Here is a 14,703-nt window from a genome sequence, read left to right as displayed (position 1 = left end):
GCTGATTGTTAGCTCTATGGCTGCCTGCTCTGCCAATGGCGAGCGGGTCAGTTTTATGTCCGGTCTGACTTATAGCCCACTCTGGGTTTGATATGGAAGTAATACCTAAGCACTATAGTAGTTGTACTATATGGCTAGCCGCTGCCCAACCGTCAGGATGCCGAATGCCGCCAACCCTGCTACCCCATGATCCCCAACCCACTGTAGTGCTTGACGCAGACGGCTTGCCGCTGACGGCGAACCGGGCGTTGACCGGCCTGCTGAAGGGCGCGTTGCTGAGCAGCGTGAGTAACCTGTTGCCTGGCAATCTGCCCGAACTGGTTCGGGCCTGCCTGCAACAGGACAGGGCCATAGAGCAGGTAGAAGCACAATGGGATCAACAGGTATGGCTCTGGACACTGATTCCCGATCCCGATAGCCAGTGTGTCGTGGCCCGAGGTCGCGAGGCGAGTACAGAATTGCTGGCGGGGCGTGAAGCGGCCAAGGCCAGGCGCCTTTACCGGCTGATTACCGAAAACACCACTGATCTGATCTCGCGTCACACCCCGGACGGGCGCTTCCTGGATGCCTCCCCGGCGTCCTGGACCCTGCTCGGCTACTGGCCCGAGACACTGCGCGGCACCCGGGCCCAGCGCCTGTTCCATGCTCACGATCTCAAGCTGGCGCTGCGCCAGGCCCGGGATGCCCTGCAACTCGATGGCTATCACACCATGACTTATCGCATTCGCCATCACGGGGGGCATTACCTGTGGTTTGAAACCGCAAGCCGGGCAATCCGTGAAACGTATACCGGGGCGGTGGTTGAAGTGGTCAGTGTGTCGCGGGATATCACTGCCCGTATCCAGGCTGAAGAGAACAAGCGGCGTCTGGCCGATGTGGTGGAGGCCAACCCTGACCCTGTGTTGTTTATCGACCCCGCGGGCGGAGTGTCTTATCTCAATCCGGCGGCCCGGCGCATCCTCGGCCTGTTGCCCGCACAAGGCATGCCTTCATTGGCCGCGTTTCTGACGGCTCACACCCTGGCGATGCTGGAGTCCAGTGGCTGGAGCAGTGCCGAGCAGCAGGGTCTATGGAGTACTGAAACCCGTCTGCAGCCTTTGAATGGCGAGCCTTCGGTGCCTGTGTCGCTATTGCTGCTGGCCCATCGATCGACCGCAGGCGAACGGTTTTTCTCTCTGGTTGCCCGGGATATGCGCGAGCGTGAGTTGCGCGAAGCCCAGCAGCGTCATCATCAGGACGAGATGGCCCACACGACACGGTTGATCACCCTCGGTGAGCTGGCGTCAGGCATCGCCCATGAAATCAACCAACCCCTGGCGGCCGTGGTCAATTACGCCAACGCCAGCCAGCGTTACCTGCAGACCCTGGGCAGCAATCCTGAGGCTGTAGCGCGTGTGGCCCAGGGGCTGGAGCGGATCAATCTGCATGCCAACCATGCCTCTGAAGTGATCAAGCGTCTGCGCAGTTTTCTGCGCAAGGGGCGACGTAACCTGCAAGCGCTGGATGTCAGCGAGGTGGCGCGTCAGGCCGTGAGTCTATGTGCCTGGGAGGCCCGGGAACGCAATGTGGACATCGAGCAGCAATTACCGGACAACCTCGGGCGGGTATACGTCGATCGTGTGCTTCTGGAGCAAGTGCTGCTCAACCTGTTGCGCAATGCCATAGACGCCAACAGCGAGCAGCATCCCGGCCAGGCTTCGCGCATTACCCTGCAGGCGCAGACCGTCGCGGGCGGGGTACTGCAGATCAGCGTGCAGGATCAGGGGCCGGGTGTCAGTGCCGGGCAGCTTGAGCAACTGTTTACGCCGTTTTACACCAGCAAGGTAGATGGGCTGGGGCTGGGGCTGTCGATGAGTCGCAGCATCATTGAAGGCTTCGGCGGTGAACTCGACGCCCGGCCACAACCCGACGGCTTATTGATGTGCTGCAGCTTGCCGTTGATGGCATCACTCAAACCAACAAGAGAGGCAACATGACAACCCAAACCCGGTCTGTGGTGTACGTGGTGGATGACGATCAGGGCATGCTTGACTCGACCGTCTGGCTACTGGAGTCCGTGGGACTGAATGCGCTGGCGTTCACCAGTGGGCAAGCGTTTCTGCAAGCGTGCGATCCATCGCTCAGCGCCTGTGTGGTGCTGGATGTCCGCATGCCGGCAATGGGGGGCCTTAACGTGCAACAAGCGCTTCAGGAGCGCGGGATCAAGATGCCGGTGATTTTTGTCAGTGGCCACGCCGATGTGCCGATCGTGGTACGTGCTTTCAAGGCGGGCGCCCATGATTTCATCGAAAAGCCCTATAACCAGCAGTTGCTGCTCGATAGCGTGCAGCAGGCCCTCAGCGGCGGCAACGCACAGCAAACGGCAACCCTGGAGCAGACGCAGCTGGAAGCGCGACTGGACAGTCTGACGCCCCGTGAGCGGGATGTACTCCTGCCCTTGGTCAAGGGCTACACCACCCGTGAAATTGCCGAGCAACTGGCGGTAAGCGTCAAGACCATCGACCTGTATCGCTCCCGGGTGATGAAGCGTATGCAGGCCCGACATTTGCCGGATCTGGTGGGCATGGCCATCGCAGCCGGTTTGGTCGATCCGCTCAGGTTGCGCTAGCCAGTAAAGCCTCAAAGCCGGCCATGACAGCGGGCGTATCGGTATGGGCGACGTTGAAGCGCATGCAGCGGCGCAACCGGGGGTCGAAGCCGAACAGTATGCCGGGGGCGAGGACCAGGTCACGGGCAAGCGCCTGCTGCGCAAGTGTTTCTGCATCCAGTCCGGCAGGCAGCGTGACCCAGATAAACATGCCGCCCGCATAGGGCACGCTCAATGTGAAGCCCAGCCCCCGCAGCCATGCAGCCACGCGTGCACCGCTGACCAGCAGGCCTTGCACCACGCGCTTGCGGTGCTTGTGATAAGTGCCGTCATTGAGCATCGAGCACACCACCTGTTCGAGCATTTCCGAAGTGATCCCGCCGCACATCAGCTTCATGTGGGTCAACTCGGCGGCCATTTGGGGGGTGGCCACCACAAAGCTCACCCGCAAGTTGGCACTGAGGGTTTTCGAAAAGCCGCTCAGGTAGGTCACTTGCTCTACGCCTGCCAGAGCTGCCAGCCGCGGAGGCGGTTCGGGGTGCAAGTCGCCATAGAGGTCGTCTTCGATAATTGAGCAGTCATGGCGCTTGGCAAGTTCCAGCAGGCCGTAAGCCTGGCTCGGCGTAAAGGAGTGGCCGGTCGGGTTGTGCAGCAGCCCCGTGGTCAGGTAAAGCGTGGGCCGGTGCTGGATGAACAGATTTTCCAGGGCTTGCAGGTCAAGCCCTTGGACGGTGCGTTCCAGCGTCACTACGCGCACGCCGTGCAAGGCCAGATTGGCGTGAAAATTGAAATAGCAGGGCATGTCCAGCAGCACCGTATCGCCGGGCCGCACGCGCAGGCGCAGCAGCATGTCCAGTGCCAGCACGGTATTGGCGGTCGTGATGATCTGTTCGATACCCACATCCAGGCCTTGGCCCAACAGCTTCTGCTGCAAAGCCTGGCGCAATGGCAGATACCCCGCCGGATCGCCATAGCCGGTCAGGCGCAAGGTTGGCGAGCGGCTGAGCTGGCGCACGCTGGTGCGCAGGGCACTGGACTCCAGCCAGCTTTCAGGCAGATGCCCGCTTCCCGGGCGCAGGGCACCGCTGGCGCCGGTCAGGGAGCGGCGCAGGACGCTGCTCAAATCCTGTGGCAACAGGTCAAGGCCAATGGCGCGTCTGGCCACAGGTGCTTTCGACGCCACGAAATAGCCCAGCCCCTGACTGGAGGTAATCCGGCCTTGGCCACGCAAGCGATCCAGCGCCTCAATCAGGGTGAACTTGCTGACACCCCAGTGTTGGGTCATCAGCCGCGCTGAAGGCAGTTTACTGCCGGGGCTGAACTGACCCTGATCGATGGCCTGGCCCAGCGCATCAACAATCTGCTGGACCTTGGGAATGCCGGGCTGGAACGAAACGCTGGGTAAGTGCATGCAGGACCTCATACTTTGCCGGTGATGTTACCAGTAAAGGTCGGTAAAGTTTGCCGGTGGTTGATCTGCCCATTCGGCTACGTCCTGCCTAGACTGCGGTGTCGCTCGCACAGGTTCGAGCGTTGATTGCGGGATGTAACGATCGAAATGGCCACACAACTCACACTGGTTTCCTTTTCTTATTTTCTGGTGTTCTGCGCCACCATGACCTTTAGTCCTGGCCCCATGACCCTGTTGCTGATGGGTTTCGGCATGCAGGAAGGCTTGAAGCGATCAATGCCGGTGCAGCTGGGCGCCAGTGCGGCGTATCTGGTGTCGATCCTGATTTTTGCCGTCGGGTTTGCCGAATTGATCAAAGGCAATCCACTGATCAGCCGTGCACTTCAATACATCGGAGTGGCGTACTTGCTGTATCTGGCCTGGCGGCAATGGAACAGCAACGGGCTGGCGCTGGATCGCACGGCAACCCTGGACAGCGGCTTCAAGGGCCGATTTGGCAAGGGCTTGCTCACCGGTTTCTCGAACCCGAAAACCATCGTCATGTTCAGCGCAGTGTTCCCGCAGTTTGCCGGGCAGGGCAGTGCCACTCGGGCCCAGGACCTGATCGTGCTGGGGCTGGCGTTTTTGCTGTTGCAGTTCGCCAGCGGCTGCTTGTATTGCTACTTTGGTCAGCGGATTCGCCGTGTGCTGCAAAGCCCGTCGCGGCAGGTGTTGTTGCAAAGGGCTACGGCAGTGATGCTCTTGGGTGTGGCCCTGATGCTGGCGCGGGGATTTGACAACTGATCAAAACGCTATAAGTGCGCTGAATTATCATGGCTATGGGTTATATTGAGACGTGTTTCAACCCGTATCGAGATTGGTTGTGTCGACTATTGACCCTGCAGTAACCCTGGTATCAGCCATTGAGTTAAATCAGGTTCAAACACCTGTGGCGCTTTATCTTCAGCGTCTTGCTCCCTCCAGCCGGCAAACCATGCGCTATGTCTTGCAGGAGGCGGCAGATCGGCTGGGCGCTGAAGACGTGGCGATTGACGAATTCCCCTGGCATCACTTGCAACCCGGGCATATCACCGCACTGGTGGCTGCATTGCGCGAGGACGGCTACGCGCCCAATACCTCATCGCTGTACGTCAATGCCATTCGCGGCGTCATGAATCAGGCCTGGCAGCAGAGCCTGATTACCCAGGATCATTTGTTGAAGATTCGCGCAGTGAAGGCGGGCGGCGGCTCGCGCCTGGTCAAGGGGCGCAACCTGCGACGCAACCTGATCCGCGAACTGATGGATGTCTGTGCGGCAGATCCGCGTCCGCAAGGGCTCAGGGATGCTGCGATCATTGCGATTCTGTACGGCTCGGGGATGCGCAAGTCGGAGTCGGTGAACATGGACCTTTGTCAGGTCGATGTGGAGCAGCGCAGCTTGCAGGTATTGGGCAAAGGCAACAAGGAACTGATCAAGTTCGCTCCGGTCTGGGCCTTTGAAAAGCTTGAGGCGTGGCTGGCGTTTCGTCGGGCCCAACTGCCGGATGGCGTGAGCGATGACACGTTTCTGTTCAATCGCATCCGCCGCGGCAATCACATCACCCGCGAGCGCATTACCAAGCATGCGATTTACTACATTGCCAAGCAGCGGGGCAAGCAGGTGGGGGTAGACATCATGCCCCACGACTTTCGCCGTTCGTTCATTACCCGCGTGATTGAAGAGTACGACGTATCCATTGCGCAAAAACTGGCCCACCACGCCAACATTGCCACCACCGTCAGCTATGACGTGCGAGATGACAATGAGCGGCGCAATGTGACAGACCGGTTTTTGTTGTAGCACAAGCCTTGCGGCATGCGGGTGCTGGGATTTGATGCATCGCGAGCAAGCCCGCTCCCACAGGTTCGTCAAGTGTTGGTTTTAAGCTTGGTCCACAGGCGGGTGGTCAAGCGGGCAACCTTGGCCGGCAGGTCTTCTACGGTGAACAGGGTGTCGATCACTTCCTTGGACGGGTAGATCGCCGGGTCCTGTTTCACGTCTGGGGACAAGTACGCATCCGCCGCCTGATTAGGGTTGGCGTAGTGGATCTGGTTGCTGATATTGGCAATCACTTGCGGGGCCAGCAGGTAGTTCATGTAGGTGTAGGCATTCTTCTCATGGGGCGCGCTTTTGGGCATGACCACCATGTCGAGCCACAATGTGGAGCCTTCCTTTGGAATCGAGTACGCAATATTGATTCCGTTCCTGGCTTCCTTGGCGCTGGCCGCTGCCTGCACCACGTCACCGTTGAAGCCGATCACCGCACAGATATTGCCGTTTGCCAGATCGCTGATGTATTTGGACGCGTGGAAGTACTGAACATAGGGCCGGATTTTCAACAGCGCCTGCTCGGCTTTCTTGTAATCGTCCGGCTCGTGGCTGTGGTGTGGCAGGCCCAGGTAGTTGAGGGTGATGGGCAGCACTTGCGTCGGGTTGTCGATGATCGCGACCCCGCACTGGCTGAGTTTTTTGATGTTGTTTTCATCAAAAAACAGGCTCCAGGACTGGGTGACATCGGTCGTGCCGAAAATGGCCTTGATCTTCTCGACGTTGTAGCCAATCCCCGCCGTTCCCCACATGTAGGGGTAGCCGTACTGGTTGCCGGGGTCGTTGACTTCAAGCTTTTTCATCAAGACCGGATCAAGGTTTTTCCAGTTGGGCAACTGGCTGCGGTCCAGTTTCTGGATAGCACCGGCCTTGATCAGGCGAGACAGGAAATGGTTCGAAGGGCTGACCACGTCATAACCGGTATTGCCGGTCATCAATTTGGATTCCAGGACTTCGTTGCTGTCGTGAATGTCGTACGTTGCCTTGATCCCTGTTTCCTTGGTGAAGGTGGTCAGGGTGTCGTCGGCGATATAGCCGTTCCAGTTGGAAATATTGACGCTCTCGTCCGCCAGGCTGGCTGTGGAAAACGCTGCAAGCATGACCGCAAGGGAAACCGAGTTGATGTGCATGTTCAATCACCTTTTCAAGGAGCTCTTATTCTTTTGTGGTGTGAAAGTTTCAGATTTCTGTTTTGGCCCTGACCGCTTCCATGCGCATTCGCAGCACTGCACCGATATCGAAGAACGGGCGGGGTGGAAGCCAGCCTGGCTGGGCTCTGTCCATGACCGACTGCAGCAGCGCAGAGCTGGCGCCAGATGCCATTTCGGCGAGCAGGCGCCCCCACAGAGTGCCGCGGGCAACGCCGGAGCCATTGCATCCGGCCACGGCATAAACCCCTTCTTCGACCTTGGCAAAGTAAGGCTGGCCGCTGCGTGTAGCGCTCAGGTGGCCGGTCCAGGTGTAGTGAATGTCTTGCTCGCCGAGTCCGGGGAAGCGACGCTGCAGGCCCAGTACGTGGTGCTTGCGACGCTGAATCAGATCACTGTCGGATAAATCCCGGGTCCGGTATTCCGCCGTGTTGCGGATCATCACCCGGCGATCCGGGGTCAGTCGTACCGTGGCGCCCAACGGACGGGTCGAGAGCACACCCCAAGGCTCAACACTGCCGATGGCCTGGTATTCCGTGTCCGTCAGCGGGCGGGTCAGGCTGGCGCTCAGTTCCATCGGGAAGGTCGCGCTGTTGTCGATTCCGGCTCGGGGGATAAATGCATTCAGGCACACCAGCACCCGGGTAGCCTCGATGCTGCCCTGCGTGCCTGCGGCTCGAATCCGCCCGCCACTGAGGCGCTCAAGACCGGTGATCTCGGTGTTTTCAAACAGGGTGACATTGGCCGGCAATGAATCCAGCAGGCCTTTCACGTACTTGGCGGGCTGCAGCAAGGCATTGCCATTGCCGCACCAGATCGCGGCCTGGTAATGCCGGGTGCCGAGCTTTTGTGCCAGTTGCGCGCCTTCCAGAAACTGCGCAGACGCGCCCACAGCGCTCAGGGTGTTGAGTTTGGCTTCGACATGGTTCAGCTTGCGCGGGTCATTGACGGCGAAGTAGTAACCCGAGTCCCGGTACTCGCACTCGATGCCGTGGCGTGCAATGCGCATGCGCACTTCTTCACCCGCTGCCTGGCCAATGGATGAGTCCACTGCAAACCCTGCAAACCCGCTTTTGCCGATCAGCTCATCGTCGCCCGGATTTTCGTGGGCCACGGCATATCCGGAGTTACGCGCCGAAGCGCCCTGGGCCGCCCGTTGCCTGTCGACAATCACAATGCGTGCCTCTGGGTGCAGTTCAGCCAGTGAATGGGCCGCACTCAGGCCGGTGATGCCGGCACCGATAATGAGCCAGTCGGCTTTCTCTGAGCCTTTGAGGTGATCACGGCAAGGGGAGCTCCCTGCGAGCGCAATCCAGCCACATTCATTTTTCACGGTTCACCTCGTTTGACTGTTGTTCTGACCGCACCCTGGCGTTAATGCATGCACTAATCGCATGACTGCTAGCGGGTAGCGCTCTCTATAGCTTGAATTTAGGCGGTGACAGGTGATATATCCAACGTTATAAATTCATTGATTGATTCTGAAAACGCATGGATAAAATCCGTCACGTACCCTCGCTCCAGGGATTGCAGGCGCTGGTCGAGGTTGCAGACTCGGGCAGCTTCACTCAGGCCGCGCAAACCCTGTGCCTGACTCAAAGTGCTGTCAGCCGCAAGATTCAGCAACTTGAAGCGCATTTCGGTGTTGCACTGTTTGCCCGAACCAGCCGCAACGTTCGCATGACAGGGGAAGGGGAGCAGGTACTGGCCAGTGCCCGCAGTATTCTTGAGCAATTGAAAGTGCTCGAAGACCGGATTTCGCCGCAAAAACGGCCCTTTCGAATTCGCATGCATGTTTCGCTGGCCGTTCGCTGGTTACTGCCAAAGCTGAGCGACTTTTACCTGCAGCATCCGGATATCGCCTTGTCGATTGAGACGGTCGCGACCGAAATTGTCGAACCGGCCAGTGACAGTGACGCCTATATCCTTTATCTGGCACGGCCTTCGAACGATCCGGCCTGTATGGCGCTCTTTGACGAAGCACTGGTGCCAGTGTGTGCGCCGGGCCTGGGCCCGCTGACGTCGATGGAGCAGCTTGTGCACTTTGCGCTGTTGCATCGCTCGGCCGACCAGCAAGCCTGGATTGACTGGCTGGCAGCGAACGGAGGCAAATCGCTGCAGGCCTACAGGCATATTCCGTTCAATCTCGACGAGCTGGCACTGGATGCCGCAGCGCGGGGCCTGGGTGTGGCGGTGACCGACATGACCCTGGCGGCAGAGTCCATTCAGCGCGGGGTGTTGATTGTCCCGTTCGGCGAGCCGTTAAAGACCGGTGGCAACTATTCGCTGTGCCTGCAGCCGTCGGCGAACTCCCATCCGGCGTGTTCCGAAGTGCTGCAATGGTTTGCCCGACAGGCCGAGTGATAATGGAAGAGGGGGGAGACTTGTTAAATTTTGTAATAAGTCTTCTCGCAGGAATATTTATAAATCGCTGTAGGATTGCCTCCCCAATTCAATACAGGTTTGTATGAACGCCCTACAGGAACCACCCAGTCGCAGCTCTGAGCCTGCGCCCCTTCTTCGCTTGATCACCTCTGTCGAGCGCGCTTTACCTTTCTCCAGCCCTCCGTTTTGCGATAGCACATCCGCTGCTACGCTTGCCCGTGCGCGCTCGTCGTTAACCCTGAACCTTCGTGAGATTGACTGATACCTATGGAATGGATTGCAGATCCCACGGCCTGGCTCGGCCTGTTGACGTTGATTGTGCTGGAACTGGTACTGGGCATTGATAACCTGGTGTTTATCGCCATCCTGGCGGACAAGTTGCCGCCGGAGCAGCGCGACCGTGCCCGGGTGATCGGTCTTACCCTTGCACTGGTGATGCGCCTGGGCCTGCTGGCCAGCATCTCGTGGATCGTCACGCTGACGGCGCCGTTGTTTGAAGTATTCGACAAATCGTTCTCGGGTCGCGACCTGATCATGCTGTTCGGTGGTCTGTTCCTGTTGTTCAAGGCGACGATGGAATTGCATGAACGACTGGAAGGGCATGTGGCCGAACGTACATCAAACATGGGCTACGCCATGTTCTGGCCGATCGTGGCGCAGATTGTGGTGCTCGATGCCGTGTTCTCCCTGGATGCCGTAGTGACTGCTGTGGGCATGGTTGAACACCTGTCGGTGATGATGATCGCGGTGGTGTTCTCGATCGGCTTGATGATCATTGCCAGCAAACCCCTGACCAAATTCGTCAACAGTCATCCGACAGTGATCATGCTGTGTCTGGGCTTCCTGATGATGATCGGCTTCAGCCTGACCGCCGAAGGCCTGGGCTTCCACATTCCCAAGGGCTACCTGTATGCAGCCATCGGCTTCTCGATCCTGATCGAAGTGCTGAACCAGATTGCCCGTGCGCGTCGCAAGAAAAGCGTGCAGGGTCTGCGCCCGATGCGCGAGCGTACGGCTCATGCAGTCTTGCGTTTGCTGGGCGGTCGTACCTTGAATGCAGATGAAGTGGGCGAAGACATTGCTGACATGCTTGAAGGCGGCGAAGACAAGGAAGTTTTCCACCGACGCGAACGCGTGATGATCAGTGGCGTACTGCAACTGGCAGAGCGCCCGATTCGTACCGTGATGACGCCTCGGGCCGAGATCGATCATATCGACCTCGCGGATTCAGCAGACACCATTCGTACGACGCTGATGCACTCGTCGTACTCTCGACTGCCGCTGATCCGCGAAGGCCGGGTTGACGAGCCGCTGGGCTTTATTCATAAAAAGGAATTGCTCAAAGAGCTGTTGGCAGGTCACGAACCTGATCTGGAAGCCATGGCCCGCAAGGCCATCAACCTGCTGGACAGTTTCACGATACTCAATGCTCTGGAGCAGATGCGCAAAGAGTCGACGCACATTGCGTTCGTCATCAACGAGTTCGGTGACTTTATCGGCCTGTTGACCATGACCGACATTCTGGAGTCCATTGCCGGCGAACTGCCGGATGCCAGCGAGATCGAAGGGCCCAATATCGTTGCCCGCGAGGATGGTTACCTGGTCAGTGGTGCATTGAACCTGAGCCAGATCCGTCAGCACATCGGCTTTGCGGCCAAGGCTACGGATGACTATCAGACAATAGCCGGGATGGTCATGAGTTTGCTGGATCGCCTGCCGATGATTGGCGACAAGCTGGAGTGGGAAGGCTGGACCATGACTGTGGTCGAGGTAGAAGAGCGTCGAGTGACGCGGGTGTTGCTGAGCAAGCCTGCAGAGGTTTTGGCTTAAACATGGCACCTGTGGGAGCCGGGCTTGCCCGCGATGGCAATACCTCGGTCAGTCAGACCGAGGTACTGCATCCCACAAGGGTAGTGTTTACTGGCTGTCAGGCAGCGCGTAAGCGATCACGTAATCGCCACGATCAGGCGACTGGCGTGCACCACCGGCGGTGATGACGATGTATTGCTTGCCTGTTTTAGGCGATACAAATGTCATCGGGCCGCCCTGGCTGCCGACTGGCAGGCGGGCTTTCCAGGCTTCTTCACCGTTGGCCGAGTTAAAGGCGCGCAAGTAGTAGTCCTGGGTCCCGGCGATAAACACCAGGCCACCTTGAGTGGACAGCGTACCGCCCAGCGTCGGCATGCCGATTGGCAGTTGCAGACCCATTTTGATCCCCAGCGGGCCGGTGTCCTGAACGGTGCCGACCGGCACTTGCCAGGCGATTTTCTGGGTCTTCATGTCGATGGCCGTCAGCGTCCCGAAAGGCGGTGCCTGGCACGGAATGCCTGCCACCGACAGGAATCGGTTCTTGTTCACGGCATAAGGCGTGCCCTTGAGCGGTACTGCGCCCATCCCGGTGTTCAGTGCTTCACCGCCGGAAGAAGCCTTGGCGTCTTTTTGTTGCGGCACCATCTGAACCCACAAGCCCAGACGCATATCGTTGACGAAGATAAAGCCGTGTACCGGGTCAGTCGACAGGCTGCCCCAGTTCATGCCACCCAGTGACCCCGGGAAGCTCAGCGACACGTCAGTGCCTGGCGCGGTGTACAGGCCTTCGTAACGCATTTTCTTGAACGAGATACGGCACAGCATCTGGTCGAAGGGGGTGGCACCCCACATGTCAGATTCAGTCAGTGTCTGCGCGCCGATCTGAGGCATGCCCACGGACTTAGGTTGAGTCAGCGAGTAGGGCTCATCAGGGATGTTCGACGGCTTGACCGCAACTTCTTCGACTTTGGTCAGCGGCTGACCCGTGTGACGATCCAGCACAAAAATCTGACCGGCCTTGGTACCGATCACCAGGGCAGGCACCTTGCTGCCATCTGGCTTGGCAAAGTCGATCAAGCTTGGCTGCATCGGCAGATCGAAGTCCCACAGGTCATTGTGGACGGTCTGGTATACCCATTTTTCTTCACCGGTAGTCGCGTTAAGCGCCAATACGGATGCGCCGTACTTGTGATTCAGAGCGGTACGTTCCACGCCGTAGATATCGGTGGACGAACTGCCCATCGGCAAAAACACGGTGTTCATCAGCGGGTCGTAGGACATCGGTGCCCAGCTGTTAGGTGTGCTGCGAACGTAGGTCTTGCCGTCGGCCGGGGCGTGTTTGTCTTCTGGATTGCCCGGATCAAAAGCCCAGCGCATGGCGCCCGTGATCACGTCGAAACCGCGGATAACGCCGCCTGGCATGTCGGTTTGCACGTTATCGGCAACACGGCCGCCCACCACCACTGTGGTGCCAGCCATCAACGGCGCTGACGACAGCTGGTAGTAGGAGTCAGGCACATTGCCCAGCCCGTTTTTGAGATCAACCTGGCCATTGGTGCCGAAGTCCGGGCAGAACTGGCCGGTATCCGCGTCCACAGCAATCAGGCGTGCATCGATGGTATTGGTCAACAGCCGACGCTGGCACGCAGCACCGGGGGCAACGCTGACGGCCGCTGCCGGAGTGCTGCCATCGGTAGGCTGGGTGACGGCGCCAGTGGCGTCAAAATAGGCCAGGCCACGGCAACGCTGCCAGACGGCTGCCTGTGCATTGATGTTGTTTTTCCACAGCTCTTTACCCGTGTCGGCGTCCAGGGCAATGAGGTTGTTGTGCGGTGTGCAGATGAAAACCTTGTCGCCCACTTGCAGCGGGGTCATTTGATCTTCCGCACCGTTACCGTTGCTGATGGCCACGTCGCCGGTCTGGTAAGTCCAGGCCGGAACCAGTTTGGACACGTTGCTGCGGTTGATCTGGTCCAGTGCCGCGAAGCGGCTGCCGCCCTCGTCGTTACCGTAATGTGCCCAGTCTTTCTGGGCCTTGTCCGGATCAACCTTGGTCAGGCCGGGACCGTTGCCGGTTGGTGCGACCGAAGCGTGTGGCTGAAACATCCCCCAGGCACCGGCAACGATGGCCACAGCCAGCACTGCGCCGAGCGCGTAGCCGGCGTTGCCGTTGAGTCCGTTGGCCTTGCGCAGAGTCGGGTAAACCAGCGCCACGACCAGGCTCAGTACCGCGAGGGCGAACAGGCGTGAAACCAGCGGCCAGAACACCAGTCCGGCGTCGACCACTGCCCAGATCACACTGGCAACCATGACGGCGGCGAACAGCCAGGCACCTGCAAGGCGCTTTTTGAACAGGAGAATGGACGAGGCAACCATCCCCAGGCCTGCGAGCAGGAAGTACAGGCTGCCACCCAGCGTGGCGAGGTAACCGCCGCCGGCTACATAGAGCAATCCGAAAACAAGCACACCGAGAGCGGCGACCCAGATGGGCCAACGGCTTACAGCTGCCGAAGGTTGGGAATTAATCATTTTTCATGACCCTATTGATGCATGAACGGTTGGGAGGAGGGTATAGCGTTTAACTGTAGCGACTTGCAGGGCAGGAGCAGGCGCGTTCGGAGTTTCTTCACGTCGTCGTGGCCCATGCAGGGCGAGTCAACAGAGCGAGGAAAAGTCGAAATAGTTATGTACTAAACAGTTAGTTTCCTAACTTTAACAAAAACACGGCCCTGCGACAAATTGTCAGTGCCCTCACGGGTAGGGGGTGCCATCTTTATGGGCGAAATGCCATTTGCCATCAGCCTGCGTAATGGCCTGCAGATCGTCAGAGGGGTAGGTCACGCAATCGCCTGGGCTGCGGTCGCCGACTTCAAGAATGACGCAGACGGCGTCCGTCCTGTTCTCCAGATGGTGGGCAAGGCCTTTGGCGGGAAAGCCTGCGACCATCCCCGGGGCCAGTTGCAGCGTGTCATCCCCTCGAAGCAGGGTGGGATGACCTCCCAGCACATAGATAAATTCATCCTGCTGCGAGTGCGAATGATGAAGCGCCGAAAGGCTCCCCGGGGGAAGGTGGATGAGATTCACGCCAAAATTTTTCAGATTGAACAGATCTCCCAAGGGTCGCTTGGAACGGCCCAGCATCAGGGAAGCGAAGGGCTGCGGGTAATTGCTGGGGCGGGTTCGCTCTGGGGTATCGAGCGCATAGATCGGATCAGGCTCAGTGGGGCGAGTCATTTTGCATCCCTCACGCTCAGCGGGCAGTGGCAAAGCCAAAGCATAGTTGCTCCTGGCCTGTGCAATCAGTACAAGCGCCGGGTTTCTGGAGGCGCCTTGAGCTGGACGGAGGTGAGGGAAAGAGGCATAAACAGGGGTTATTTATAACTATACTAAATAGTTCTTTAGTTTAGTTATTCTATTTGGTTATGTTTGGGGTAGTGGTGCCAGGGCTTGGCAGGCGGAAAATACATGGACTGGCCTCTTATGTGGCAGCCATGTTTACCGGGCTTGAAACGGTCTC

At 58.7% G+C, this 14,703-nt stretch carries 11 protein-coding genes; 6 read left to right on the top strand and 5 right to left on the bottom strand.

The features are described from left to right. The first annotated feature begins 164 nt into the window (after positions 1–164). Complete coding sequence (locus VSQ83_RS12225) at positions 165–1,976, top strand: PAS domain-containing sensor histidine kinase (protein WP_133078087.1); 1,812 nt, start codon at positions 165–167, stop codon at positions 1,974–1,976. Continuing rightward, on the top strand, positions 1,973–2,608 hold the full coding sequence (locus VSQ83_RS12220) for a response regulator transcription factor (RefSeq protein ID WP_326426895.1): 636 nt from the start codon (positions 1,973–1,975) through the stop codon (positions 2,606–2,608). The genes VSQ83_RS12225 and VSQ83_RS12220 overlap by 4 nt, the downstream gene beginning before the upstream one ends. On the opposite strand, the gene VSQ83_RS12215 is transcribed toward VSQ83_RS12220, so the two are convergent. After that, on the bottom strand, positions 2,595–3,998 hold the full coding sequence (locus VSQ83_RS12215; protein ID WP_326426894.1) for an aminotransferase-like domain-containing protein: 1,404 nt from the start codon (positions 3,996–3,998) through the stop codon (positions 2,595–2,597). The genes VSQ83_RS12220 and VSQ83_RS12215 overlap by 14 nt on opposite strands. A gap of 147 nt (positions 3,999–4,145) precedes the next feature. On the opposite strand from VSQ83_RS12215, the gene VSQ83_RS12210 reads away from it, so the two are divergent. Next, on the top strand, positions 4,146–4,781 hold the full coding sequence (locus VSQ83_RS12210) for a LysE family translocator (RefSeq protein WP_219261881.1): 636 nt from the start codon (positions 4,146–4,148) through the stop codon (positions 4,779–4,781). An 88-nt stretch (positions 4,782–4,869) separates the two neighbouring features. Beyond that, positions 4,870–5,817 (top strand): site-specific integrase, encoded by a 948-nt coding sequence (locus VSQ83_RS12205; protein ID WP_326427712.1) that lies wholly within the window; start codon positions 4,870–4,872, stop codon positions 5,815–5,817. Between the two features lie 68 nt (positions 5,818–5,885). Here the strand turns inward: VSQ83_RS12205 and VSQ83_RS12200 are convergent, their stop codons facing one another. Both VSQ83_RS12200 and VSQ83_RS12195 read right to left on the bottom strand, forming a co-directional pair. Next, positions 5,886–6,974, bottom strand: coding sequence for a polyamine ABC transporter substrate-binding protein (locus VSQ83_RS12200; protein ID WP_133078091.1), 1,089 nt, complete (start codon positions 6,972–6,974; stop codon positions 5,886–5,888). A 49-nt stretch (positions 6,975–7,023) separates the two neighbouring features. Then, positions 7,024–8,325, bottom strand: a complete 1,302-nt coding sequence (locus VSQ83_RS12195; RefSeq protein WP_326426893.1) for an NAD(P)/FAD-dependent oxidoreductase — start codon at positions 8,323–8,325, stop codon at positions 7,024–7,026. A 158-nt stretch (positions 8,326–8,483) separates the two neighbouring features. On the opposite strand from VSQ83_RS12195, the gene VSQ83_RS12190 reads away from it, so the two are divergent. Together VSQ83_RS12190 and VSQ83_RS12185 are read left to right on the top strand one after the other, a co-directional pair. After that, entirely contained in the window at positions 8,484–9,356 is an 873-nt protein-coding gene (locus VSQ83_RS12190) for a LysR substrate-binding domain-containing protein (RefSeq protein WP_133078093.1), read from the top strand. A gap of 288 nt (positions 9,357–9,644) precedes the next feature. Continuing rightward, entirely contained in the window at positions 9,645–11,207 is a 1,563-nt protein-coding gene (locus VSQ83_RS12185) for a TerC family protein (protein WP_133078094.1), read from the top strand. An 87-nt stretch (positions 11,208–11,294) separates the two neighbouring features. Here VSQ83_RS12185 and VSQ83_RS12180 read toward each other — a convergent pair whose 3' ends face one another. Beyond that, positions 11,295–13,715 (bottom strand): glucose/quinate/shikimate family membrane-bound PQQ-dependent dehydrogenase, encoded by a 2,421-nt coding sequence (locus VSQ83_RS12180; RefSeq protein ID WP_326426892.1) that lies wholly within the window; start codon positions 13,713–13,715, stop codon positions 11,295–11,297. Between the two features lie 222 nt (positions 13,716–13,937). Next, complete coding sequence (locus tag VSQ83_RS12175) at positions 13,938–14,420, bottom strand: cupin domain-containing protein (protein ID WP_326426891.1); 483 nt, start codon at positions 14,418–14,420, stop codon at positions 13,938–13,940. Positions 14,421–14,703: the final 283 nt, after the last annotated feature.

The sequence above is a fragment of the Pseudomonas sp. DSV-1 genome (assembly GCF_035830915.1).
Classification (GTDB): Bacteria; Pseudomonadota; Gammaproteobacteria; order Pseudomonadales; family Pseudomonadaceae; genus Aquipseudomonas.
This window is presented reverse-complemented; position numbering and strand designations above follow the sequence as displayed.

Bases quoted from the DNA above. Each gene is read 5' to 3' on its own strand.
- VSQ83_RS12225 (WP_133078087.1), top strand. From the start codon at position 165: ATGCCGCCAACCCTGCTACCCCATGATCCCCAACCCACTGTAGTGCTT.
- VSQ83_RS12220 (WP_326426895.1), top strand. From the start codon at position 1,973: ATGACAACCCAAACCCGGTCTGTGGTGTACGTGGTGGATGACGATCAG.
- VSQ83_RS12215 (WP_326426894.1), bottom strand. From the start codon at position 3,998: ATGCACTTACCCAGCGTTTCGTTCCAGCCCGGCATTCCCAAGGTCCAG.
- VSQ83_RS12210 (WP_219261881.1), top strand. From the start codon at position 4,146: ATGGCCACACAACTCACACTGGTTTCCTTTTCTTATTTTCTGGTGTTC.
- VSQ83_RS12200 (WP_133078091.1), bottom strand. From the start codon at position 6,974: ATGCACATCAACTCGGTTTCCCTTGCGGTCATGCTTGCAGCGTTTTCC.
- VSQ83_RS12190 (WP_133078093.1), top strand. From the start codon at position 8,484: ATGGATAAAATCCGTCACGTACCCTCGCTCCAGGGATTGCAGGCGCTG.
- VSQ83_RS12185 (WP_133078094.1), top strand. From the start codon at position 9,645: ATGGAATGGATTGCAGATCCCACGGCCTGGCTCGGCCTGTTGACGTTG.
- VSQ83_RS12180 (WP_326426892.1), bottom strand. From the start codon at position 13,715: ATGATTAATTCCCAACCTTCGGCAGCTGTAAGCCGTTGGCCCATCTGG.
- VSQ83_RS12175 (WP_326426891.1), bottom strand. From the start codon at position 14,420: ATGACTCGCCCCACTGAGCCTGATCCGATCTATGCGCTCGATACCCCA.